Annotated in this window: 16 protein-coding genes; 4 read left to right on the top strand and 12 right to left on the bottom strand. The window is 67.4% G+C overall.

Annotated elements, in window-relative coordinates; all coding sequences use genetic code 11:
• Positions 1–106 precede the first annotated feature (106 nt).
• Positions 107–1,834, bottom strand: a complete 1,728-nt coding sequence (locus IT350_17075) for a hypothetical protein (GenBank protein ID MCC6159768.1) — start codon at positions 1,832–1,834, stop codon at positions 107–109.
• A gap of 422 nt (positions 1,835–2,256) precedes the next feature.
• Here IT350_17075 and IT350_17080 point away from each other — a divergent pair, with 422 nt between their 5' ends.
• Entirely contained in the window at positions 2,257–4,203 is a 1,947-nt protein-coding gene (locus IT350_17080) for a hypothetical protein (protein ID MCC6159769.1), read from the top strand.
• Between the two features lie 9 nt (positions 4,204–4,212).
• Here the strand turns inward: IT350_17080 and IT350_17085 are convergent, their stop codons facing one another.
• The 5 genes from IT350_17085 to IT350_17105 all read right to left on the bottom strand — a co-directional run bounded on the left by IT350_17085 (position 4,213) and on the right by IT350_17105 (position 10,604).
• Entirely contained in the window at positions 4,213–5,922 is a 1,710-nt protein-coding gene (locus IT350_17085; protein ID MCC6159770.1) for a hypothetical protein, read from the bottom strand.
• Positions 5,919–6,689, bottom strand: coding sequence for an MBL fold metallo-hydrolase (locus IT350_17090; GenBank protein ID MCC6159771.1), 771 nt, complete (start codon positions 6,687–6,689; stop codon positions 5,919–5,921). Before IT350_17090 ends, IT350_17085 begins: the two co-directional genes overlap by 4 nt.
• Before the next feature lie 9 nt (positions 6,690–6,698).
• On the bottom strand, positions 6,699–8,702 hold the full coding sequence (gene tkt, locus IT350_17095; GenBank protein ID MCC6159772.1) for a transketolase: 2,004 nt from the start codon (positions 8,700–8,702) through the stop codon (positions 6,699–6,701).
• A 79-nt stretch (positions 8,703–8,781) separates the two neighbouring features.
• Positions 8,782–9,828 carry an endonuclease/exonuclease/phosphatase family protein gene (locus IT350_17100; protein MCC6159773.1) on the bottom strand — a complete coding sequence of 349 codons (1,047 nt, stop codon included), beginning with the start codon at positions 9,826–9,828 and terminating at the stop codon, positions 8,782–8,784.
• A gap of 83 nt (positions 9,829–9,911) precedes the next feature.
• Positions 9,912–10,604, bottom strand: a complete 693-nt coding sequence (locus IT350_17105; protein MCC6159774.1) for an SUMF1/EgtB/PvdO family nonheme iron enzyme — start codon at positions 10,602–10,604, stop codon at positions 9,912–9,914.
• Positions 10,605–10,956: 352 nt separating this feature from the next.
• Between IT350_17105 and IT350_17110 the strand changes: the two genes are divergently transcribed.
• The 3 genes from IT350_17110 to IT350_17120 all read left to right on the top strand — a co-directional run bounded on the left by IT350_17110 (position 10,957) and on the right by IT350_17120 (position 15,088).
• Positions 10,957–12,087, top strand: coding sequence for a glycosyltransferase (locus tag IT350_17110; protein MCC6159775.1), 1,131 nt, complete (start codon positions 10,957–10,959; stop codon positions 12,085–12,087).
• 177 nt (positions 12,088–12,264) lie between these two features.
• Positions 12,265–12,972: a hypothetical protein gene (locus tag IT350_17115; GenBank protein ID MCC6159776.1), complete on the top strand. Its 708-nt coding sequence runs from the start codon at positions 12,265–12,267 to the stop codon at positions 12,970–12,972.
• Positions 12,973–13,057: 85 nt separating this feature from the next.
• A complete protein-coding gene (locus IT350_17120; GenBank protein MCC6159777.1) occupies positions 13,058–15,088 on the top strand; it encodes an NADPH-dependent 2,4-dienoyl-CoA reductase in 2,031 nt (676 codons plus the stop codon).
• 12 nt (positions 15,089–15,100) lie between these two features.
• Here the strand turns inward: IT350_17120 and IT350_17125 are convergent, their stop codons facing one another.
• The 6 genes from IT350_17125 to IT350_17150 form a co-directional block, all read right to left on the bottom strand.
• Positions 15,101–15,628: a hypothetical protein gene (locus IT350_17125; GenBank protein MCC6159778.1), complete on the bottom strand. Its 528-nt coding sequence runs from the start codon at positions 15,626–15,628 to the stop codon at positions 15,101–15,103.
• A 92-nt stretch (positions 15,629–15,720) separates the two neighbouring features.
• Positions 15,721–16,704 (bottom strand): hypothetical protein, encoded by a 984-nt coding sequence (locus IT350_17130; GenBank protein MCC6159779.1) that lies wholly within the window; start codon positions 16,702–16,704, stop codon positions 15,721–15,723.
• Positions 16,704–17,789 carry a hypothetical protein gene (locus IT350_17135; protein ID MCC6159780.1) on the bottom strand — a complete coding sequence of 362 codons (1,086 nt, stop codon included), beginning with the start codon at positions 17,787–17,789 and terminating at the stop codon, positions 16,704–16,706. Before IT350_17135 ends, IT350_17130 begins: the two co-directional genes overlap by 1 nt.
• Complete coding sequence (locus IT350_17140; protein ID MCC6159781.1) at positions 17,776–19,398, bottom strand: 1-acyl-sn-glycerol-3-phosphate acyltransferase; 1,623 nt, start codon at positions 19,396–19,398, stop codon at positions 17,776–17,778. Before IT350_17140 ends, IT350_17135 begins: the two co-directional genes overlap by 14 nt.
• Before the next feature lie 52 nt (positions 19,399–19,450).
• The gene (locus IT350_17145; GenBank protein MCC6159782.1) at positions 19,451–20,497 is read right to left on the bottom strand and encodes an SGNH/GDSL hydrolase family protein; all 1,047 of its coding nucleotides are present in this window, start codon (positions 20,495–20,497) and stop codon (positions 19,451–19,453) included.
• A 139-nt stretch (positions 20,498–20,636) separates the two neighbouring features.
• Positions 20,637–21,812 (bottom strand): iron-containing alcohol dehydrogenase, encoded by a 1,176-nt coding sequence (locus IT350_17150; GenBank protein MCC6159783.1) that lies wholly within the window; start codon positions 21,810–21,812, stop codon positions 20,637–20,639.
• Positions 21,813–21,829: the final 17 nt, after the last annotated feature.

Genomic DNA, 21,829 nt, shown 5'->3' on the forward strand with positions numbered 1-21,829 from the left:
CCGCTCGACTCGTTCGAACTCCACCGCGCACGCAGGTCGAGTCGTTACAAAAAGAGAACCCCCGCCCGGTGAGGGGCGGGGGTTCGTGGATTCGCGGAGGGGCGGACTAGAACAGACCGGTGAGGTCGAGGTTCGTCCACAGGTTCACGGCCGAGATGTCAAAGGACATGACGTCGAGCGGGTTGTAGTCGTCACCGTCGAAGCCGTCGGGCATGGACGCGCCGACCACGACCACGATGTCCGCGGCGGACGGAGCGGCGCACGCGCCCTCGGGCACCACGAACGAGGTGTCGGTGCCGGGCACCTGGGCCAGGAGCTGCTCGCACGAGGTGTCATCCGGCACGTAGATGATCTGATACACGTCGGGCGTGTCGCCGGACTCGAGCGCCCACTCGATGGTCGAGGTCGCCTCGTCCCACGAGCAGTTGCCGCTGTCGAACGCGGGCAGGAAGTCGGCGCCGCCGTCGAACGAAACGCCGCCGGTGAACTCGTCGATGCTCTCGGCGTACTTGATCGCGAACGAGAAGTTCGCGCTTGTGAAGCCGGACTGGAGCAGGTCGGTGGCGCCCAGGACCGCCATGTAGTCGGCGTTCGGCACGTCGGCGTAATCGACCGCCGTGGAGCCGCTGTCGACGATGCCGATGCCCAGGGGCAGCAGCGCGCGGTTCGGGATTTCCGCCGCGAGGATGGCGAGGTAATCGTAGTCGCCATCGGCGTTGGCGAGGTTGACGTCGAGCTCGGCCTTGGCCTGCGTGTCCTGCACTTCGATGTCGGGAGCACCCGTGCCGTCCCAATCGGGAACCGCGCCCGCATAGGAGAACGACATGCCGTCGTTGATCAACGGCGTCACGAGCGGCGCGATGCAGGTGAGGATGTCGGGCTCGGTCCCGATGCAGGCGATCAGGTCGGTGATTGCGCCAAGGTCGCTGAGGATCGAGCTGATGAGCACCTGGATCACGAAGCCTTCGATCGGACTCGTGGTGGCGTCGCCGTTGACCGGCACGACGTACTGCTCGTTCTCGCCGCTGGCTTCGAAAACGCCGGGAATGGCGAGGTTGAGGTTCGGCAGATACACGTTGGCCGGAATCTCGGTGACCTCGGGGCCGTCGCCGGTGTCGAGGGTCAGGTCGAAGTTCGAGCCCGCGAGCAGGCCGTAGAAGTCCGTGTAAAGGATCGACTCGCGGGAGACGCCCGGGAGCGCGACGCCCAGCGTGACCGGGGTCGAGAAGAGCTGGAGCAGGTTCGGGTTCGTCAGACCGAGCGGCGTGCCGCCTTCGGTGAAGTCGCCGGGGTCGGAGTCGGTGTAGCTGGCCGTCGAGTTGCACTTCAGGCGGAACACCATGGTGGCGGCGTCGGCCTTGTACGACCAGGACCAGCAGTCGGTCGCGGTCGCCGTCACAGTCTGGGCCGCGTCGACGATCGCCAGTTCGGCCATGCCGTCGGAATCGGTGGTGTCGGTCGCGTCGCCGTCATTGAGAATCACGGTCGCGTTCTCGATTGGGTCGCACGACAGGTCGTCGTACACGTACACGGTGATCGTCGAGCCGATCGCGCCGCCGCTCACGCCCGCGGGCTGCGTGGTGTCGCACACGAGCGAGTCGTACTCGACATCGGCGTCGTCGTCGGTCGTGTCGTCGTCGGTGGTATCGTCGTCGGTGGTGTCGTCATCGGTGGTGTCGTCGTCGGTCGAATCATCGTCGGTCGAATCGTCGTCGGTGGCGTCGTCGTCCGCCGGCGCGCTGTCGTCGTCGTCATCGTCGTCACCGCAACCGCAACCGGTCGCGAAGGCGAACATGGCGATCGCCAGCATCAGGATGAACCATTTTTCCTTCATCTCGTACTCCCTTCCGTAAAACGGTGTTCGGGGTTTCGTGCGGCGCATCGCGCCGCGAACCGGGAAAGTGGGTTTGGAATTACATGGGAACTCTGGAGCCGATTCCGGGACATCGGGCACACGTGGCCGCACCTCCTTGGCGTACGGTTCAACGGGTTGTCGTTAGCCCCAGGAAAATGGCGGATGGCGCATCATTCAAGTGACTCGACTATCCGCCCCCCATGGAGAAAAGTCAAGAAAGATCTGAAGGTGAGGACCGGCGGAAATCTCGAATTCCCGGCCCGCGCTGCGGATTTCGTCCGGGGCTTTCGGGATCTCACGCGAACGACGACGAAACTTCACGCGTCCGACGCCGGGGCCGATATCGACGCGGTGCGATGCGCCGCATGTTCTCGCGCCTCCCGCGCGGTATAATGCCACCCATGAAAGTGCGTCTGGTCATCGCGATGTGCCTGGTCTTCTGGACGCTCCCGGCTCGTGCGCAGGACGGTTTCGCTCTCGACGCGACGCGCATCGACGCGTCGGGATTCGACCTCGACCTGCGCGTGACGGACTGGTCGATCGAGCGCGACGGCGCGTTCACGCGCGTCGTCATCCCGGGCGCGGGATCGACGGGCACGATCGGCGGCCCCGAGCTGCCCGCGATTCGCCGCTGGATGCAGGTGCCCGACGGGGCGACGATCCGCGTCCGCGTCATCGCGGTCGAAACCATCTGGGTCCCCGTCGGCCTGATCGCGCCGCGCCGCGATTTCACGACGGACCTCGAATCCCCTGCGACTCTTGCGTTCGATCCGCACGCATACTTCGCGCCGGACCGCTCCGAGCCGATCGTCCGCGCGGGACGGGGTGCGGTGATGGGCGGCGTGCGCGCCCGGACCCTCGCGATCGATCCGGTGATCTACGACGCCGCGCGTGGGGAGGCCGAGATCGTCACACGGCTGCGCGCCGAGATCCGGTTCTCGAAACCGCTGACGATCATTCGCGGCAGGTCGAAAGCGCAACGCCTCGCGGCGACCCTCCTGAACTTCGACCCCCTTCGCTTCGCGTCCGCTCCGGCGCGCGATGACGCGCCCGTCACACTGGTGCTCCACGACGACGCCTTCGAGGGCGATGCGTCGCTCGATGACCTTGTCGCGGCGCACGAAACCGAGGGACCGGTCGAAGCCGTCGCGGTTGCCGACGGCGCGGACCCCGAGGCGATTTACGCGACCATCGCGTCCGCCTACGCGGCGAGCGATCCCCCGGTGCTCACGACCGTTCTGCTGGTGGGCGACGCGAGCGCGACGGGGATTCCGTTTCGCATGGGCACGACGGGCCGCATCGCCGACGCGCCGTATTCCTTTCTCGACGGCGACGATTTGCTCGCCGATGTCGATCTCGGCCGCCTGCCCGCAAAGGACTCCGACGAGCTCGCGAATATGACGTCGAAGACGCTCGCGTGGCTGGACGGCGATCTGCTGGATGGCGACTGGCTGTCGCGCGCTTTGCTCGTCGCGCACGCGCAGGGCTATCCGTTCAAGTACACCGCCGCGTGCGAAGAGATTCGCACGGCCGCGTACGCGCTGCCGCCGCCCGATTTCGTCCCGGTGTATGGCGGCGAGGGCGCGACGAACGCCACGCTGCTCGCGGCGATCGACGACGGGGCGTTCCTCATCACCTATCGCGGCCATGGCCTGGTCGAGGAATGGGCCGAGTGGTCGTCGGAGGAAGAGGATTTCGATGTGGACGACGTGGCGCTGATCGACACGGGCGGTCGGCCCGGCGTGGTGCTCGACGTCGCCTGCGACAACGCGGACTTGAATCAGGAAGACCCGAGTTTCGCCGAGGCGTGGATCGCGCACCCCGACGCGGCGGTCGCGTTTCTCGGATCGGTCTACGCCAGCTACACGGTGCCCAACGACCAGTTCTCGCGGTTCCTGTTTACGGCCATGTACGACGACGGCCTTGCGCGCCTCGGCGACATCCTCGCCGTCGCCAACGCGAATCTGGCCGCATATTACGCCGACGACGACATGTACCGGCCCTACGCGAACAAGAACATCGAGATGTATCTGTGGCTCGGCGATCCCGCCATCGAGTTGCCCATCGACCGGCTCGTCGCGCCCGACGACCTCGCCGCGCGCGCGACCACGTCGCGCTCCGTATTGGTGACGTGGCGCGATCGCGCCTTGAACGAAGTCGGCTACCGCGTATGGCGGCAGGCCGCGCACGAAAAAACGCCGCGTCTCGTGGGCGAGGTCGGCGCGGACCGCGTGCGGTTCGAGGACCGGCTCGTCCGGCGCGGCGTACGCTATTCGTATTCGGTCGAGGCGTGGCGCGACGCCGAGTCGAAGATGTCGCGGCGTGCCGCCGTGGTGCGCGTGCCCTAGCCCCGGCTTTCACCGCACCGCGAGGAAGGGCCCCAGAATCATCGCGTCGATGCCCGAGGCGACGAAGGCGCGGACCGCGTCGCCCGCGCCGCAGACGATGGGCTCCTCGTGCATGTTGAAGCTGGTATTGATGAGGCTGGGGATGCCGGTGCGCCGGTGGTAGGCGGCGAGAATGGCGTACGCGCCGGGGTTGTCGCGCCCGCGCAGGAGCTGCGGCCTGGCGGTGCCGTCCACGTGCGCGCCGCCGGGCGAAACGACACGGAATTCATCGCGGGCGTCGTAGGCGATCGTCATGAAGCGCCCCGCGCGAACGCCCTTGGCAAAATCGCGAAAACACGCGGGCGCGTGCTCTTCCAACGTGATCGGCGCGAAGGGCATGTAGTGCGCGCGGCGCAGTTTTTTATTGAGCCAGTCGCCGATCGTCGGGTCGGTCGTCCGGGTGAAGATGCTGCGGTTGCCCAGCGCGCGCGGGCCGTATTCCATCGCGCCGTCCACGCGCGCCACGACCTGCCCGGCGGCGAGCCGGTCGGCGGCGGCGGCGGCGATGTCGCCGGGGCGCGTGAAGGGGATGCCCGTCTCACGCAGCGCGGCCTCGCACTCGGCCTCGGTCGGCGCGGGGCCGAGGAAGACGCTTTCGAGTTCGAAAGGCCGGACGTGTCGTCGCGCCGCGATCGCGTGCAGCGCCGCGCCCAGCGCGATCCCCTGGTCGCTCATGGCGGGGTGAATCCACACTGCATCGACGCCCTCCATGCGCATGATCTCCTGATTCACGCGCACGTTGGCGAAACAGCCGCCGGCGAGGGCGACGTTGCGCCGGCCCGTCGCCGCGATCGCCGCGCGCACATATTCGATCAGCGCGTCCTCCAGCCGCCGCTGCGTCGCGGCGGCGATGTCGTAACGCGCGTGCGCGCCGAGCTCCGGGAAGGGTGGCGTCCCGCGCGAGCGCCACACGCCGAAGGTGCGCGTAAAATCGCGCCCGCCGCGCTCGACATCGAAAAATGGTCGTATCGTCGCGGTCGCGCGGCGCGGGTCTCCGTGCGCGGCCATGCCGGTGAGCTTGCCCGCGAGCAGGGGATGTATGCCGCAAAGCTGCGCGACCTCTCCGTAAAACTGCCCCGGCGAGTTGAGCGCCGACGAACCGTGGACGAAGCGCATCGCGCCGCCCTCGCCGTCGAACACCTTGGCCGAGTAGCCGTCGCCGAAATTGTCCGCCGTGATCGCCACCGCGTCGGAAAAGCCCGACGTGTAGTAGGCCGACGCGGCGTGCGCGAGGTGGTGATCGACGAGCGTCACGCGCCGCCGCCCTCGCGCGGCCAGCAACAGGCGGCTCACGCCTTCCATCATCGACGTGAACGCGGGCGAAACGAAGCACGCGTGGTGGTAGAGCAACATCAGCTTGTGCGCCGCGCCGAATAGGTCGTGCTCGGACGACGGAAAGCGCGCGCCGAGCAGGCGCGGCAGGAAGTGCGTCCGGTTCCCGAACACCCACGTCGATGCATCCGCGGCACGCACGCCCGATTCGTGCTCGATCCACTCCAGCGCGCGCTTCGGGAATCCGCCCTGGAATCGCCGCCGCGTGAGCCGCTCCTCGGCGACGGCGTAGATCGTGCCGTCGGGGTGGATCATCGCGGCATTCGCGTTCGAATCCTCATGGAACGCGAAGACAGGTTCGTCCGGTCGCCATTCGGGCGGCACGCGAAGGCGCGCGATGCCGTTCATGCGAGTTCCACGGGCAGGCCGCCGGTGCCGAAGGCGCGCACCTCGCCGGGGCGGATCACCACCGTGCGAAACGGCGCGCCGGAGCGCGTTGCGAAGTCGGCGACCTGCGCGGCGCGGCCGGGGTGGTGGGAGAGTGGCGGCACGCTCATCCACTCGCCGCCCTCGTGGATCGGCACCAGCGAGCGGCAGCGCAGGTCGATCGCCGCCTGCACGCAGTCGAGCGGGTTCATCACGATACGCCGTCCCACGATCTCGGTTCCTCCACAGGGCAACAGGGCGATGTCGACGCGATGCGCCGCGCCGATGCGCGCGAAGACATCCGTGTAGCGCGCATCGCCGCCGAAGAAAACCGACTGGCCGCGACGCGCGATCAGATAGCCGAGTTCGAAGCCCGAATGAAAGACGCGAAACGCGCGGATCGTGAATTCACCGTCCTCGAAGACGTTCCCGTCGCCCAGTACGGCGATGCGGTTTGCACGCACGCCGTCGAGCACGCCCGGCGGTGGTGGAGGAACGACGAGTCGAGCGACCTCGTGGCGCAATTCGCGCATCGCGCGGCGGTCGAAATGGTCGGGGTGGTAGTGGCTCGCGAGCACGAGATCGAGCGGCGGCAATTCGCCCGGCCGCACGCACGGGCGCACGAAGACGGGCAGCCCCCTCATGCGCGGCGCGAACCACGGATCGGTGAGGATGTGCGCGCCGTCCCACTCGATCCACACGCACGATGCGCGGACGTAGCGGATGCGGATCGGCGCGCTCGTGTCCATGCGAAGCGGCTAGACCCGCGCGAGCCACTCGCGCAGACGCGCCGCGACGGACTCGGCGACGAACCCGAACTGACGCGCGAGCTCCTCGGCGGGGGCCGAGGCGCCGAAGCGGTCGAGCCCGATGCGCAGGCCGTCGCGCCCGGTGATCGCGACCCATCCGTTCGTCACGCCCGCCTCGATCGAGCACACCGGCTGGCCCGGCGGGACGACGCGGTCGCGCTCGATCTCGGGACGTTCCAGAAACCGCTCGCGGCACATCATCGACACGACGCGCAGCTTCGTGCCCTCGGCCGCGAGGATCTTCGCCGCCTCGATCGCGAGCCCCACCTCGGAGCCCGTGGCGACCATCGTCGCCGCTTCGTCGAGACCCGAGCCGAGCGCCTGCGCGCCCATTACGAGATCGGGAGGTCCGAACGCGGTTTCGCGGTAGATCGTCGGCACCTTTTGGCGGGTGAGGATGATGGCCGTCGGACCTGTGTGGTGCAGCGCCGCGAACCACGCCGCCGCCGTTTCGACGGCGTCCGCGGGACGCAGCACGCGAAGCCCCGGGATCATGCGCAACGCTTCGACGTGCTCGATCGGCTGGTGCGTCGGACCGTCTTCGCCGACCTGGAACGAGTCGTGTGTGAAGACGTAGACGACCGGCAGGTGCATGAGCGCCGCGAGGCGGATCGCCGGGCGCATGTAGTCGGCGAAGACGAGGAAGGTCGCCGCGTAGGGACGCCATCCGCCGAACGCGGCGAGGCCGTTGCACACCGCACCCATCGCGTGCTCGCGCACGCCGAAGTGCAGGTTGCGCCCGCCGAATTTGCCGGCCGCGATCGACTCGGACCCCTTGACGAACGACTTGTTCGAGGGCTCGAGATCCGCCGATCCGCCCACCAGGAACGGCACGCGCTCCGCGGCGGCCTGCAACACCGCACAGCCGTGACTGCGCGTCGCGTCGGCCTTTTGCGGCGCCGCGGCGAACAGGTCGGACAGCAGATTCGCGGGCAGACGGCGCTTCTCGAAATCGGTGTAGAGCGCCGCGCGTTTCTCGTCGCTGTCGAACCACGCCGTGAACTGCGCGCGCCACGTCCCCGCCACCGCCCGCTTGAGATCGGCGATGCGGCGGCAATCGGCGGCCACGTCGTCCGCGATGAAGAAGTTCTTCGCGGGATCGAATCCCAGCGCGGTCTTCGCCGCCGCGATCTCTTCCGCACCCAGCGGCGCGCCGTGGGCGTCGGCGGTGTCCTGCTTCTTCGGTGCGCCGAAGGCGATGTGCGTCTTGCAGATGACGAGCGCGGGTTTGCCCGCAAGCTTGGCGGCGGCGATCGCCGCATCGACGGCGGCCAGGTCGTGGCCGTCGCACGAGCGCACGTCCCAGCCGAATGCGCGATAGCGCTCGGCGACGTCCTCGGTGAAGGCGAGGTCGGTCGATCCCTCGATGGTGATGCGGTTGCTGTCATAAAGCACGACGAGATTGTCGAGACGCAGATGCCCCGCGAGGCTCGCCGCTTCGTACGCGACACCTTCCATCATGCAGCCGTCGCCGGAGAGCGCGTAAACCTTGAGATCGAAGGGGTCGAACCCGGGATCCGCGAAACGCGCGGAAGCCATCTTCGCGCCGAGCGCCATGCCCACGGCGTTGGCAATGCCTTGGCCGAGCGGGCCGGTCGTCACCTCGACGCCGGGGGCCTCGCCGCGCTCCGGATGGCCGGGGGTCTTCGATCCCCACTGGCGGAAGCGCACGAGCTCGTCCATCGACAGGTCGAAGCCGAACAGGTGCAGCAGCGCATACTGAAGCATCGAGCCATGGCCCGCGGAGAGCACGAAGCGGTCGCGGCCCATCCACGCGGGGTGGTCGGGGTCGAAGCGCAGGTGCCGCGCCCAGAGCACGGTGGCGAGGTCGGCGCAGCCCATCGGCATTCCGGGGTGGCCGGAGTTCGCCTTTTGCACCGCGTCGGCGGCGAGGAAACGGATCGTGTCGGCGACGCGTTTCAACGCGCCCAAATCGCCCAGACCATCGGCCATCGCAATCACTCCCATGCGGATATGATGAAGTCACGACGAGACGTCGCGCGAACAAATTAGCACGACTGACGGCGCGGGTCTAAGGGTTTGTCCCGAGTCCGATGTCCGCGACGACGCCGAAGTGGTCGGACGCCGGGCGGTCGTTTTCGAGTCGCGTGCCGAAGAGCCCCGCATTGCGGACCTCGGCCCAGTCGGGCGCGTCGCGCAAAAAGATGTAGTCGAGCCGCCGGATCTCCTGCTCCAGAATCGGCTGAAGCACGTCGTTCACCGCCGCCTCGAACTCGTAGACCGGCTTGAAGGTCTTGAGGGTGTGCGTGTTGGGGTTGTTGGCGTAATCCCACGTCATCAGCAGCGTTTGCGGATCGTCGTCCTTCGTGACCGACGTGAAGCGGTGTTCGCGCCGCAGCCACGCGAGCTCCTCCGACTCCGGCGAGGCGTTGAAGTCTCCCGCGAAAATCACCGGCTCGCGCGCGAAGCCCAGCTCGCGCATCCACGTCGTCGCGGCGGCCAGCTCGTCGCGTCGTCGTTCGTCCGATTCCGCCATGGTCGCGAAGATCTCGGCCGGGCGCGTCGCCGGGATCTTTCCCTTTCGGGGGAGTCCTTCGATCGCGTCGCGGATCTCGCTCGTGATTTCCGGCCCGTGGTGCAGGTGCGTGACGACCAGCAGGATCTCGCGACCGTTCACGCGAATCGTGGCCGCCCCCGCGGTGCGCACCTCGGACGTCTGAAAGCAGACGGCGCGCGACGCATACCACAGCGATCCGGAGAGCTGGCGCACGCCCAGATCCGCAAGACCCAGATCGCGCTTCGCCAGAATCGCGAGCCCCGAGAACAGATTCGTCGGCACGCCGAACCCCGCGATCTTGATGCCCGTGTTGTCGAAGACCCACGCGGCGTCCATGTCCAGTTCGCGCGCGATGCGCTCCGTGAGCGCCGGGGCGGGGTTCACCTCCTGCAGGAAAAGGATGTCGGCGTCCGCCTCGCGGGCCTGCGTGAGAAAGAGTTGCAGGCGTCGTTCGCGCTCGGCCGGCGTTTCGAACTCGCCGAACTTCAGCATGCTGGTGGGGTTCAGGCCGTGCCAGACGTTGTAGGTGATCACGCGCAGGGATTCGCGTTTCGCGGACATGTCGTTTCCTCGCCGGGGGGATGAGCAGGAGATCGTGAGCAGCGCGAGCGCGGCGCAGGCGACTCGCGCGAAACGGCGATGCGTCATTCGTACACCGGGTCCGCGGCGCAGCGGAATCCGAACATGGGTCCGCCGACGGTTTCGTCGGGCACGGCGATGCGGCGCGTCGCGCGGTATTGAATAGCGGGGTTCGATTCGTCGCCCACGCCGTCCATCAATTGGAAGCCGCCGCCGCGCAGCCACGCGCGCGTGGCGCCCTCGGCGTCAGGCCCGACCGTCCACTCCCACACGTTGCCCGAAAGCTGAAAGACGCCGTAGGGGCTTGCGCCGGTCGTGAATTCCGTAACGGGGGCCGCTGCGGCGAATCCGTCCACGCTGCCGTCGCAGGCGGCGTTGTCGCACCAGTTGCAGCAGGTGTCGCACCACGCGTCGCCCCACGGGTAACGCAGCCCCTCCACCCCGCGCGCGGCGCGTTCCCACTCGGCGTCGGCGGGGAGTCGTCCGCCGGCGAACGCGCAGTAATCCTCGGCGTCCTCGACCGAGACGAAGGTGATGGGATCCTTCGCGCTCGCCGACACGGGGCCGGGCAATTCGGACATCGCGCGGCACGCGCCGGCCTGCGCGCACGCGTCGTACTTCTCCACGCTCGTTTCGCGCTCGTCGATCCAGAACATGTCGAGGCTGACCACGCCGATCGGCGCATCGGACCCCTTGCAGCCCTCGTCGTATTCCGGATCGCAGCCGTAGCCGCCCAGTCCTTCGGGAATCAGCTTCATGCCGTCCGGGTGCACCAGGAAACGCACCCCGGCGATGTCGAGGTCTCCGCTCGGGCTCGGGGCGAAGTCATCGTCGCCCGCCGCGTCGTCGTCCGCCGCGCCGAAGCGCGTCTCGTCGCCGCCGTCGTCGTCACCGCAGCCTCCGTGCCCAACGAGCCCGACCGCCGCACACAGCAGCGCGACGAGGTACGAATAGCGGGCGAAACGGGCGGCGTGCACGATTGCTTTCCCCCGGCACGGGCGGTAGAAATTGCGCCCGACGGTGTGCGGGGCGGATGATAACATCCGCGGCGCATTCGCGAAATCGCTCGCCCGTCGGGGTCCCATCTGGGTCGTCGTGTCGAGGCCGCCCTTGTCCATCGCCGAAAAACGCATCCTGCTCACGACCAGCCACGGTCGCATCGGCTCCGGCGGCTCGATGCAGCTCTACCTGCTCGCGCGGGCCGCACGTCAAGCCGGGGCGCACGTAGAATGCGTGTTCGCGCACTCGCCGGGGTCGTTCGCCGACCGCCACCTCGACCGACTCGCCGATCTCGGCGTTCCCGTCCACCAAATGCGTCCTTCGCGTTGGTACAACCCCGCCGAAATCGCGCGGATGCGTCGTCTGTTGCGCGACGGCCGCTTCGATCTCGTTCACACGCACAAGGGCGGCGACCTGTCGCTGGTGCTGCTCGCGTCGGCGGGATTGCCGCGTTTCGCCCTCGTCAACACACGGGGCGTGAACTTTCCGCTGGGCGCGAACCGATTCAAGTACAATCTGAACCGACTCGACCGGGCGATCGTCGTGAGCGAGGACTCGAAGCGCGTCATGGCGCGAAGCGGGGTGCGCCCGGACAAGATCGAGGTCATCTACGGCGGCGTCGATATCGCGCGGTTCGTTCCACGACCGGAGCTGCGCGCGCCCGTCCGCGCCGAATTGGGGATCGCGCCGGACGCGTTCGTGTTCCTGATGGTCGCCAACCTCGTGCGTCAAAAGGGTCACGGCGACTACCTCGAAGCGGCGGCCCGGCTCGCCCGGTCGCACCCTGGAGCGTTTCACCTGTTCGCGGGCAAGGGAGATTCCTCGGCGTGGCAGGCGAGAGCCGCGGAACTCGGGCTTGCCGACGTGGTGCGGTTTTTGGGATTCCGGTCGGACGTCGAGCGGCTATTCGCGGCGGCGGACGCCTCGGTGGTGTCGTCATTCGCGGGCGAGGGTGTCTCGGGTGTCCTGCGCGAGTCGATGGCCTGCGCCGTGCCGGTCATCACCACAAACGTGGGCGGAAACGCGGAGCTGGTCGCGGACGGAGAAACCGGGCTGGTCGTCCCGATGCGCGATCCGCCGGCGCTGGCCGCCGCGATGGCTCGAATGATCGATGGCGACGCATTGCGGACCACCTTGTCTCAAAAGGGGCTTGTCCTCGTGCGGGAACGCTTTTCCGACGACGCTCGGGCGGCGCGGATCTTCGCGCTGTACGTTGAGCTTCTCAGTGGTACGGGCTCGTGAACCGGACGGTTACGTCGCACGCCCGAGGCGTAAAGGGTGGTCGACCACACCGCGCAACCGGGTCGTCCGGAACGCCGTCGTTTGTCGGCCATTTCCTTGACAATCACGGGGCGCGCGGATACAAGTTGACAACTTGCGCTCCCCGGGGTCCGTCCCAAAACCATTGAGGGTATCGGTATGAAGGTCCTGATTCGTGTGTGGGTCATCGCACTGGCCGTGCTGCTCGTCACGGGGAGCGCGTTCGCCGACGGCGATCCGAAGAATTCGGGGATGGTGCTGTGGCTCGTGCCGGAGATCCACGTCTTCGACATCCAGTCGGATTTCGAGTGGGAAGACGACCGCGGCAACGCCACCGATACGATCGACGACACGTTCCGCATCAACCAGACCGCCGGTCTCGGCCTCGCGCTCACCTACATCACGTCGAGCCCCTTCACCGTGACGCTCGAAGGCGCTCACCACGTCTATCTGTACAAGTCCGACCGTGACCTGTTCGACGGCACGGGCCTGGACGGCGACGTCCCGCGCGACGAGACCGAGCTCGACTTCCGCCTGATCGATTCGCGCGTGGGCGGCCTTCTCGGCGTGTACCTGCTCGACGCCCCGGCCCGCGTGTACATCCAGGCCGGCGGCGCGGCCCACTTCGAGAAATTCACCGGCTTTGGCCGCGATCTCGACGCCATGGCGTTCTCCGCGGCGGGCGCGCTGGGCGTGGACTACTTCGTCTCCTCGCATTTCGTGGTCGGCACCGGCCTGCGCGTCGACTACATGCTCGCCGAGGAATTCTCGGGCGAGTTCACGAAGTTCAGCCAGGATCACGACACGACCGTCACGCTGACGCGCATGCCGATGAACTGGCAGATGAAGTTCGGCTACATGTTCTAGACCTCGACGTTTCAAAGTCCCACGGGGCGCGGGAAACCGCGCCCTTTTTCGTGACCGCGCCGCGCCCCGTTTGACGAGGGATCCCATGACCAAAGTCCGCCACCCGCTCTATCCGCACCTGCTCGAACCCCTCGACCTGGGATTCACGAAGCTGCCGAGCCGTGTGCTGATGGGCTCGATGCACACCGGCCTCGAGGAAGCGCCGAACGGGTTCGATCGCATGGCGGCATACTTCGCCGAGCGCGCGGCGGGTGGGGTCGGCCTCATCGTCACGGGCGGATTCGCACCCAATGACGAAGGCTGCGGTTACCCCGGTGCGGCGAAACTGACGACCGGCGAAGAGGCCGACCGCCATCTCGCGATCACCCGCGCGGTGCACGAGGCCGGCGGCAAGATCGCCCTGCAGATCCTGCACACCGGACGCTATGCGTTTCATCCGGGCAGCGTCGCGCCCTCGCCCGTCAAGGCGCCCATCAATTTCTTCACGCCGCACGAGCTGACCCACGAGCAGATCCTGAAGACGATCGACGACTATGCGGCCTGCGCGGCGCTTGCGCGACGCGCGGGTTACGACGGCGTCGAGATCATGGCGTCGGAAGGGTATCTGCTCAACGAGTTCATCGCGTCTCGCACCAACCGACGCAACGACGAATGGGGCGGCGATTTCGCCGGGCGCATCCGCATGCCGGTCGAAGTCGTGCGCCGCTGCCGCGAGCGCGTGGGCGACGACTTCATCATCGTGTTCCGTCTTTCGATGCTCGACCTCGTCGAGGGCGGCAGCGAGTGGGGCGAGGTCGTGCGTCTCGCGAAGGAGGTCGAAGCCGCCGGGGCGACGATCATCAACACCGGCATCGGGTGGCACGAGGCCCGCGTGCCGACCATTGCGATGAAGGTGCCGCGCCTCGCCTACACCTGGGTGACGAAGAAGATGCGCGGCGAGGTGAAAATTCCGCTCGTCGCCACCAATCGCATCAACAACCCCGCCGACGCCGAGCGCGTGATCGCCGAGGGCCACGCCGATATGGTGTCGATGGCGCGCCCCCTGCTCGCCGACGCGCACTTCGTCGCCAAGGCCGCCGCCGGCCGCGCCGACGAGATCAACACGTGCATCGCGTGCAATCAGGCGTGCCTGGACCACATCTTCGAACTCAAGATCGCGAGTTGCCTGGTGAACCCCCGCGCTTGCCATGAGACCGAACTCGTGATCGCGCCCGCCGCGTCGCGCAAAAAGATCGCCGTCGTGGGCGCGGGCCCCGCGGGGCTCGCGTTCGCGGTGACCGCCGCCGAACGCGGTCACGCGGTCACGCTCTACGAGGCCGACGATCGCATCGGCGGTCAGCTCCACCTCGCCGTGCGCGTTCCCGGCAAGGACGAATTCCACGAGACGATGCGCTACTTCGAACGCATGCTGGCAAAGCACGAGGTCGCGGTGCGCCTGGGTCATCGGGCGCGGCCCAACGAACTCGAGAAGGGCGGTTACGACGAGATCGTGCTCGCGACCGGCGTGACGCCGCGCAACGTGGAACTGCCCGGCCTCGATCACCGCATGGTGCTGGGCTATCTCGACGTACTGGGCGAACGCAAGCCCGTGGGCCGTCGCGTGGCGATCATGGGCGCGGGCGGCATCGGCCACGACGTGGCGGAGTTTCTGGCGCACTCCGGCGACGAAGGCGAATTTCTCGCGCGATGGGGCGTCGATCGCGACATCGCATCGCCCGGCGGCCTCTTGCCTGACGAGGCGACCGCGCCGCTGCCGAGCGCCCGCGAGATCTGGCTGTGTCAGCGCAAGACGACGAAAGTGGGCGAGGGCCTCGGCAAGACGACGGGATGGATTCACCGCACGGAACTCAAGCGCCGGGGCGTTCACATGCTGGCGGGCGTGACCTACGTGCGCGTGGATGACGACGGCCTGCACATCGAGGTGGACGGCAAGCCGCGCCTGCTGGCCGTGGACAACGTCATCGTCTGCGCGGGGCAGGAGCCGCGCCGCGAATTGCTCGACGCGCTCAACCCGACCGGCGCGCGCGTGCACCTGATCGGCGGCGCGGACGTGGCGGCCGAACTCGACGCCAAGCGCGCGATTCGCCAGGGCGTGGAACTCGCGGCGGCGATGTGACCGCGGGCGCGATCAGCAGCCCAGCGATTCCATCGCGAGGACAACGGGGTCGTCGCCGGTGAGGTCGACGGTCTGCTCCATCTCGCAGCGCAGATCGGCCTCCGTTTCTCCCTGTTCGAGCTCGCGATAGACGAGCGAGTAAACGCCAGCCTGCGCGCCGGGAATCCGGTAGACGTAGTCGTAATAGCACATGCAGCCGGCCTGTGCGCCCTGCCAGACGAATCCCTCAACGATGCGAATCGAGCCGCCGACGATCTCGCCGGTGATGATCGGATCCCACGCACAGCCCCGGTACTCCGCCGTGTGCGCGACAACGAGCTCGCCGCCGAGGATCTCGAGCGACAACGTTTCGACCGGGCCGAATTTCCCCGAGCCGCAGCCGTACATCTCGACGCCCAATGCGCCATCCTCGCTTTGCTCATACGTGGCGCTCGCGGTCGCGCCCTTCTCCGAAGAGTCGGCGCACCCAAAAACGCCCGGAATCGCCAGCACCGAAACCAAGAGAAGAACGCCCGCCGACCTTTTCGAAAAGACGAACATCACGGTCCTCCAAGGGAACTTTCGCAAGGATCTTAACACATCGACTCGGCAGCAGCGCGGAAATTTCGATGAATGGGGGTGCGGACGGCGCGTCACATCGGCGGATGAACGCGCCGCGATTTCGCGCGGCGGCGTGGGCGGCCATAGCTCGCGGGGGGAGGATCGGCGAGGCTCGCGGCGGCGAGGGCGGCGTGCAAGGCTCGCGCGGCCGTTGCGCCGACATCCCCGCGCGCGACGAGGTCCGCGATGTGCGCCGCCGCCGCCTGAGGATCGAGCCCGGCGCGCAACGAGAGATCCCGCGCCGTTTCGACGACGGCCTTCGCGCGCACGCGGCCCGTCGCGGCAAGGTGCAGCGCGAGTTGGAGCGCGTCGCAGCACGGCACGAGCGTTGGACCAAAGCTATCGAACGACGCGGGTTCGCCCCCGGCGGCCAGCAGGATATAAATCGTTTCGACGCGCCCGGCATGCGCGGGCACGGCCGTCAGCGCCTCGCGCACGAAGTTCCGCTCGTCGCGATCGCACCCATGGCGCGAGAGGATGCGCGTGAGTTCGTCCGGCGCGACGCGCCCGGCGATCAGGTCCGCGTAGAGCGCATACGCGTCGGCATCGCTTTCGACGTCATCACCGATCAGGATCTCCCGCGCGGCGGCGGGCAGCAGTTTTCTCCGGTTCAGCAGTCCGCACAATTTGTATGCGATCTGGCGGCGCAACCACGCCGGGCGGCGGTGCGTCGCGAGGATGCGACCCCAGTCCTTGCACGTCATGCCGTCGGCTTCGACGCCGTCGATCAGCATTTTTCGAAACAGCACGCGCGACAGTTGCGGCGGGCTCGCGGTCAGAAAATAGAGGGGCGTTTGCGCGCTGCGCGGCCCGGCGCCGAAACGCAGTTCGCGCAGAACCGTCGCCATGCCCGCGACCGTGCGCTTGTCGGTCGCCCATTCGAGGGGGATGCGCAGAAGGCCGCCGACACCGTGAAAATCGGTGTCGAGCCAGGTCTTGTCGACGTCGCAGGTGACGACCAGCCCTGAAAAGTCGGGCGGCAACTCACGTTCGTCGATGCGAACGAGAGGGAACATCAGGTTTTTCCGCGACCGCCCTGCGGCGTGCGGGCGCGGGTGCGGATTTCGACACGGCCGGGATCGACCGCGTCCGCGCCCTTCGCGTCGCGCGCGCCGACGAGTGCCGCCGCGTCGCCGGGTTTCGCGCGGCCCTCGGCGGCAGCGCGGGCAACGATGGCGAGCACCGGCATGTCGATCGCTTCGATGCGCGCCGCGGACGCGACGAGGGCGGCGGTGCACACGGCCTCGCGCACACGCACGTCGTTCCCAACCGTTTCGGATTTTTCGCGAGCGGCCTTTCGCGCGGTCGAGCGCGGCGCGGCAGCGAGCGCCTTGCCGAACTCGAACGGCGCGGAGTCTTCGCCCGCAACGAGCGTGAACAGGTCTCCGAGACCCGAAAGCCCCGAGAACGTCTGCGCGCGGGCGTCGCGCGCCTGGCCGAACGCGGCCATCTCGGCCAGCGAACGCGCGAGCAACGCCGCCCGGGCCGCCACGCCGAAGCCGCCGCCGGCCGCGATGCCGGCAGCGATCGCGTACACGGGCGCGAGGGCCGAGGCGATCTCGACGCCCGCGAGGTCGTCTGAGCGGAACACTGAGGCCGACGTGCCGTCGAAGACGTCGCGAACCGCGGCGAGCACCTCGGCGAAACCCGAAGCGGCCACCAGCGCCGCCGGCTCGCCCGCCATCGCCTCCTCGGCGAGAAACGGCCCCGCGATCGCGCCGATCTTGCGCACCGCGCTTTCGCGCGCGATCACCTGGGACACGCGCATCGGCTCGCCGTCCGCATCGAGCAGCCCCCGCGCTGCGTGGATCACATACTGCTCGGGACGCAACCGTTCGCCGATCGCCGCGAAGAGTTCGGCGACGCGGGCGCTTCCGGTCGCCACGATCACGAGCGGAGCGGCGAGCGCGTCGCGGTCGACGGATTCGTGGACGCGTACATCTCGCGGCACGCGCAGGCCGCGAAACGCGTTCTCGCCGCCGCCTTCGGTCGTTCCCGGGCACAGGCACGTGTCGGCGCCGCCGCGCGCGGCGAGGGCGGCCAGCGTCGCCGCCATGCGGCCGCGGCCGATCACGCACACCCGTTCTTTACGCGGTGCCATCGCTCGCTCCGAAACGCACCTCGCGTTCGAGTCCGTACCCGAACAGGCGATTGCGGTAGTAGTAGAGCAGGTTCATGTCGGTCGGAAACAGCCGGTCGCCGTGGCGCGTGAGCACGGGCTTGGTGTGGTAGCACGCGAACAGGCCCAGTGCGCGCTGCGCGACACGCTCCGGCTCGGAATTGGCGATCGTGTCGGAGATGCGCACCGCACCGCGCGCGGCCATGCGACGCAGTCCGGCCAGCGTTTTTGCGAGATCGTCGAGCATGTCGCCCATGGGCAACGTGATGTCGTAGGCCGCCGCGCGCAGGAATCGGTAGAAGTCGGGATCGGGGCACAGGGCGCGCAGCCGCTCGAAGACGGTCCACGCCAGCGCGTGCGTGGAAAAGATCATCGAGTCGGCCATGAACGATTCGACGACGCGCTCGCCGACGAGGCGCGTGAACTGGGCGTTGCGGTCGGGATCGTCGACCAGTTCGCCCCGGCGCTTCAGATAGCCTTCGATGTCGATCTCGCGGCCGTGGGCGTCGCGCGAGACGCCCTCGTCGTCCACGACATTGCCGAAGGGGTCGATCGCCCGGCCGATCGTGATGTAGATCCGCTCGTCGAGCGTGACGAGATTGCGCAGGAAGCTGTAGATGCGCGTGGGCATCGAGAACTCGTCGTCCATGATGATGTACCGCGACTTGCCCGCTTCCTTCAGGTAGTCCTCGACGAGGGATGCGGCCTCGAGCACGAGCTGGTAGTTGATCGTGCAGGGGATGATGAAGACGCGCGGCTTCGCGCTCTTGCGCTTGAGGTTGTTGTAGTAGGCCTGGATGCCCGATCCCATCAAGCCGAGCTTGAGCTTCTGCTCCACCGCGCCAGACCGGCTGCGCGTGCCGCCGGGAAAAAACAGGTTGTGGTAGCCCAGCTCGATCGTGACCGTCGCATATTCCTTGAGCACGTCCTTGTAGAGCGAATGGCGCTTGAGTCGATCGACTTTGTAACAGCCGAGCCGCTGCATGAAAAAGCCAAGGAACCGGTGCTCGAACAGGTTCAGCCCCGCGCCGTAGGTGAAAGGCGGCAGCCCGAGCCGGTAGATCGCGTAACCGATCAGAGGCGAGTCCATGTTGGATTGGTGCGTGGGCGCGAGAATCAACGTGCCGAGCTTTTCGAGCTTGCGCATGCGGTCGATCTCGCCCCGAAGCACCACGCGGTCGGCGACGTCGGGAAGGTTCGGGAAATCTCGGATGAGCTTGAGCGGCGACCACGGTTGCAGGATCATTCCCAGCCCGCGCGGCAGCACGCTGGTGGACAGCTCGTAAACCGGTTCGCTGAAATGGCCCATGATCTCGTGGGCGTGGCGCTCGACGATGTCCACGAGCAGGCGCTTCTTTTCGAACTCACTCGCATGCGAGAAGCGGCGGCGGATCGCGCCGAGCCACGCGCGGTCCTCGTCGCGCTTCACCGTGTGACGATCGGTGCGGACGCGCTCGTCCTCGAAATAGATCGTCTCGTGGATGAGATGGTCGAGGTACGCCTCATCGCTTGCGGCGGCGCGCGCAAGATGACGTTCCTTCACCCGGCTGATCACTTCGATCAGCACCTTCGACTTGTCGGCGGAGCGCATGATCCGATGATAAACGCGCCCGCGCCCGGCGCAAGGCGTGTGCGGTGTGCGCCTATTTGCTCGCCTGGCACTTCTCCGACTTCGTCTTCCAGCGCTCCCAGAACGCATCGCGCCACTCGTCGGTTCCCAGACCGTCGGCGACGCGGGCGGCGAGTTCGTCGTATCCGTCCTGGTTGAGGTGGAAGAAGTCCTTGTCGAAAAATCGGCGCTCCGCGTAGTACGTCATCGGCTGTTCGACATCGACGATCGGCACGGAGGCCGCGTCGGCGGCTCGGCGGATGATGTCGTTGAGGTGCCCGAATCGGTCGAAGTGATAGGTGAGCAGGATCGGCTGCGCGCCGATGCCCTTCAGGATCTCGATGAGCGTCCCGAGGTCGCGCTCGATCCATCGCGAGAGCAGTTCGTCCTCGAACGAGTTGAAGAACATATCCCAACCGTGCTCGTCGAGCGCGCGCCGGAATGCGCCGCCCTGCGTCCGCGTCACCTCGCGAACGGCCTCGGAACGATTTTGCGCGGCGATCTTGAAGACCTTGTCGAGCTGCAATTTGCTGTTGAGGTACTCGCCGTAATTCGCGTCGCGCGCCCGTTCGTCCCACTCCCAGAACGTCGCTTCGTGCAGGTTCCAGCGGTTGTTCACGCCGTACATGATGAGTGCGTAGTCGATGCCGGGATCGGGATGCACGTCGAGAAATGCCCGGAGCATGTTGATGCCCTCGGAGGTGTTCGTGCCCGGCACGCCGAGGTTCACGGTCTTCGCGTCGAGCAGACGGTAGTGCTCCTCGAAGTGTTCGGGAAAGCGCGCGGGGTAGGACTGCGTGGCGTGATCCGCGCCGAGTCCCCACGTCATCGAATCGCCCATCGTGAGAAAGATGAGCGACTTGCACGGATCGGGAATCGTGAGCTGCGCGGTCTGCTGTCGCGCGCGCATCCGATTGAAACGCAGTCCCGCCTCGGCGAACAGCGAGAGCGCGAGCAGCGCCACTGCGATGGCAACGATCGCATGGATCGCGCGACGGCGACCGGATGCGAACGCTGAGGCCGACGAAACGGCGGGAACGGGCGCGGCAGAAGATTCGTGATTTACGTGATCCGCGGACATCGCCTGCCCCTCGGCCCCGATTCATCAATCATGCAAATTCAATCAAGCGCACGCAGACCCGAGTACAATGTACGAAAATTCACACCCGCGGCGCAAGACGCATGTGATCTCGCGACCGACGGACTCGGCGGGCGTCGCTTCAGTACGCCCGCTTCAGAATCGCGAGCGCCTCGTCCACCGTCAGGTCCTCGGGGTTATACGTCACCGAGCCGTCGTTGATCGCGGCGCGGGCGATCTCGGGCAGCTTCGATTCGGCCACGTTCGCGTCGCGCAGGCGGTAGGGCAGGCCGCACACGCCGTGCAGCCGCCGCGAGAGCCGCCGAATCGCCTCGATCGACGCGTACGCGCGGTCGATGTCGCGCGCGGGGATCGGCGTCACGCCCAGCGGTCCGGCGATCTCGCCGATCAGCGGCGCGACGCGTTCGAGATTCTGCTCCAGCCCGAAGGGCAGAAAGATGTTGTTCGCCACGCCGTGCGGCACGTGACACACGGCCCCCGTGGCGTGCGCGAGCGCGTGCACCACGCCGACCATCGCGTTCGAAAACGCGATACCCGCGAGCATCGCCGCGTTGGCCACCGCGAGCCGCGCGTTTTCGTCGTCGCCGTGCTCCACCGCTTTCGGCAGATGTTCGACGATCAGGCGGATCGCCGACACCGCGAATGCGTCGGAAACCGGGTTCTTTTGCAGGCAGTAGAATGCCTCGACCGCGTGCGTGAGCGCGTCCATGCCCGTCGCGGCGGTGATCTTCGGCGGCATCGTCAGCGTCATGCGCGGATCGAGGATCGCGACGTTCGGATAGAGCCGGTCGGAGGTGAACGGCATCTTCACGCCGAGCTTCGAATTCTTCACCACCGACACGAGCGTGACCTCGGAACCCGTGCCCGACGTGGTGGGGATCGCGACGAGCGGCTTGAACGCCTTCGTGAACCGGTCCGCGCCCTGATACGCCATCAGGTCGTCGGCGTTTTCGCTCACGACGATGTTGATCGCCTTCGCCGTGTCCATGGCGCTTCCGCCGCCCAGCGCCACAATGCCTTCGCACCGCTCTGCGCGAAACAGCCGCGCCCCCGCGTTCACCGCGTCGCTCGACGAATCGGGCGGCGTTTCGTCGTACACCGCGGCGATCACCGGCTTTGCGCCGCGCATCGCCGCCTGCACCACCTTGAGCAGCCCCGCGCCCACCACGCCCGCGTCGGTGACGACGAGCGCGCGCGTGACGCCGAGCAATTCCAACTCGTGCGGCAGATGGGCCAGCGCCTTGTGGCCCGACAGAATCTTCACCGGACAGAAAAACTCGTAATACGACGGAAACATGACCGCTCCCCCGATAG

Source organism: Deltaproteobacteria bacterium (genome assembly GCA_020845895.1).
Lineage (GTDB): Bacteria > Lernaellota > Lernaellaia > JACKCT01 > JACKCT01 > JADLEX01.

Bases quoted from the DNA above. Each gene is read 5' to 3' on its own strand.
- IT350_17145 (MCC6159782.1), bottom strand. From the start codon at position 20,497: ATGTCCGCGGATCACGTAAATCACGAATCTTCTGCCGCGCCCGTTCCC.
- IT350_17120 (MCC6159777.1), top strand. From the start codon at position 13,058: ATGACCAAAGTCCGCCACCCGCTCTATCCGCACCTGCTCGAACCCCTC.
- IT350_17100 (MCC6159773.1), bottom strand. From the start codon at position 9,828: ATGTCCGCGAAACGCGAATCCCTGCGCGTGATCACCTACAACGTCTGG.
- IT350_17150 (MCC6159783.1), bottom strand. From the start codon at position 21,812: ATGTTTCCGTCGTATTACGAGTTTTTCTGTCCGGTGAAGATTCTGTCG.
- IT350_17140 (MCC6159781.1), bottom strand. From the start codon at position 19,398: ATGCGCTCCGCCGACAAGTCGAAGGTGCTGATCGAAGTGATCAGCCGG.
- tkt (MCC6159772.1), bottom strand. From the start codon at position 8,702: ATGGCCGATGGTCTGGGCGATTTGGGCGCGTTGAAACGCGTCGCCGAC.
- IT350_17105 (MCC6159774.1), bottom strand. From the start codon at position 10,604: ATGAAGCTGATTCCCGAAGGACTGGGCGGCTACGGCTGCGATCCGGAA.
- IT350_17090 (MCC6159771.1), bottom strand. From the start codon at position 6,689: ATGGACACGAGCGCGCCGATCCGCATCCGCTACGTCCGCGCATCGTGC.
- IT350_17135 (MCC6159780.1), bottom strand. From the start codon at position 17,789: ATGGCACCGCGTAAAGAACGGGTGTGCGTGATCGGCCGCGGCCGCATG.
- IT350_17075 (MCC6159768.1), bottom strand. From the start codon at position 1,834: ATGAAGGAAAAATGGTTCATCCTGATGCTGGCGATCGCCATGTTCGCC.
- IT350_17130 (MCC6159779.1), bottom strand. From the start codon at position 16,704: ATGTTCCCTCTCGTTCGCATCGACGAACGTGAGTTGCCGCCCGACTTT.
- IT350_17125 (MCC6159778.1), bottom strand. From the start codon at position 15,628: ATGTTCGTCTTTTCGAAAAGGTCGGCGGGCGTTCTTCTCTTGGTTTCG.
- IT350_17085 (MCC6159770.1), bottom strand. From the start codon at position 5,922: ATGAACGGCATCGCGCGCCTTCGCGTGCCGCCCGAATGGCGACCGGAC.
- IT350_17115 (MCC6159776.1), top strand. From the start codon at position 12,265: ATGAAGGTCCTGATTCGTGTGTGGGTCATCGCACTGGCCGTGCTGCTC.
- IT350_17080 (MCC6159769.1), top strand. From the start codon at position 2,257: ATGAAAGTGCGTCTGGTCATCGCGATGTGCCTGGTCTTCTGGACGCTC.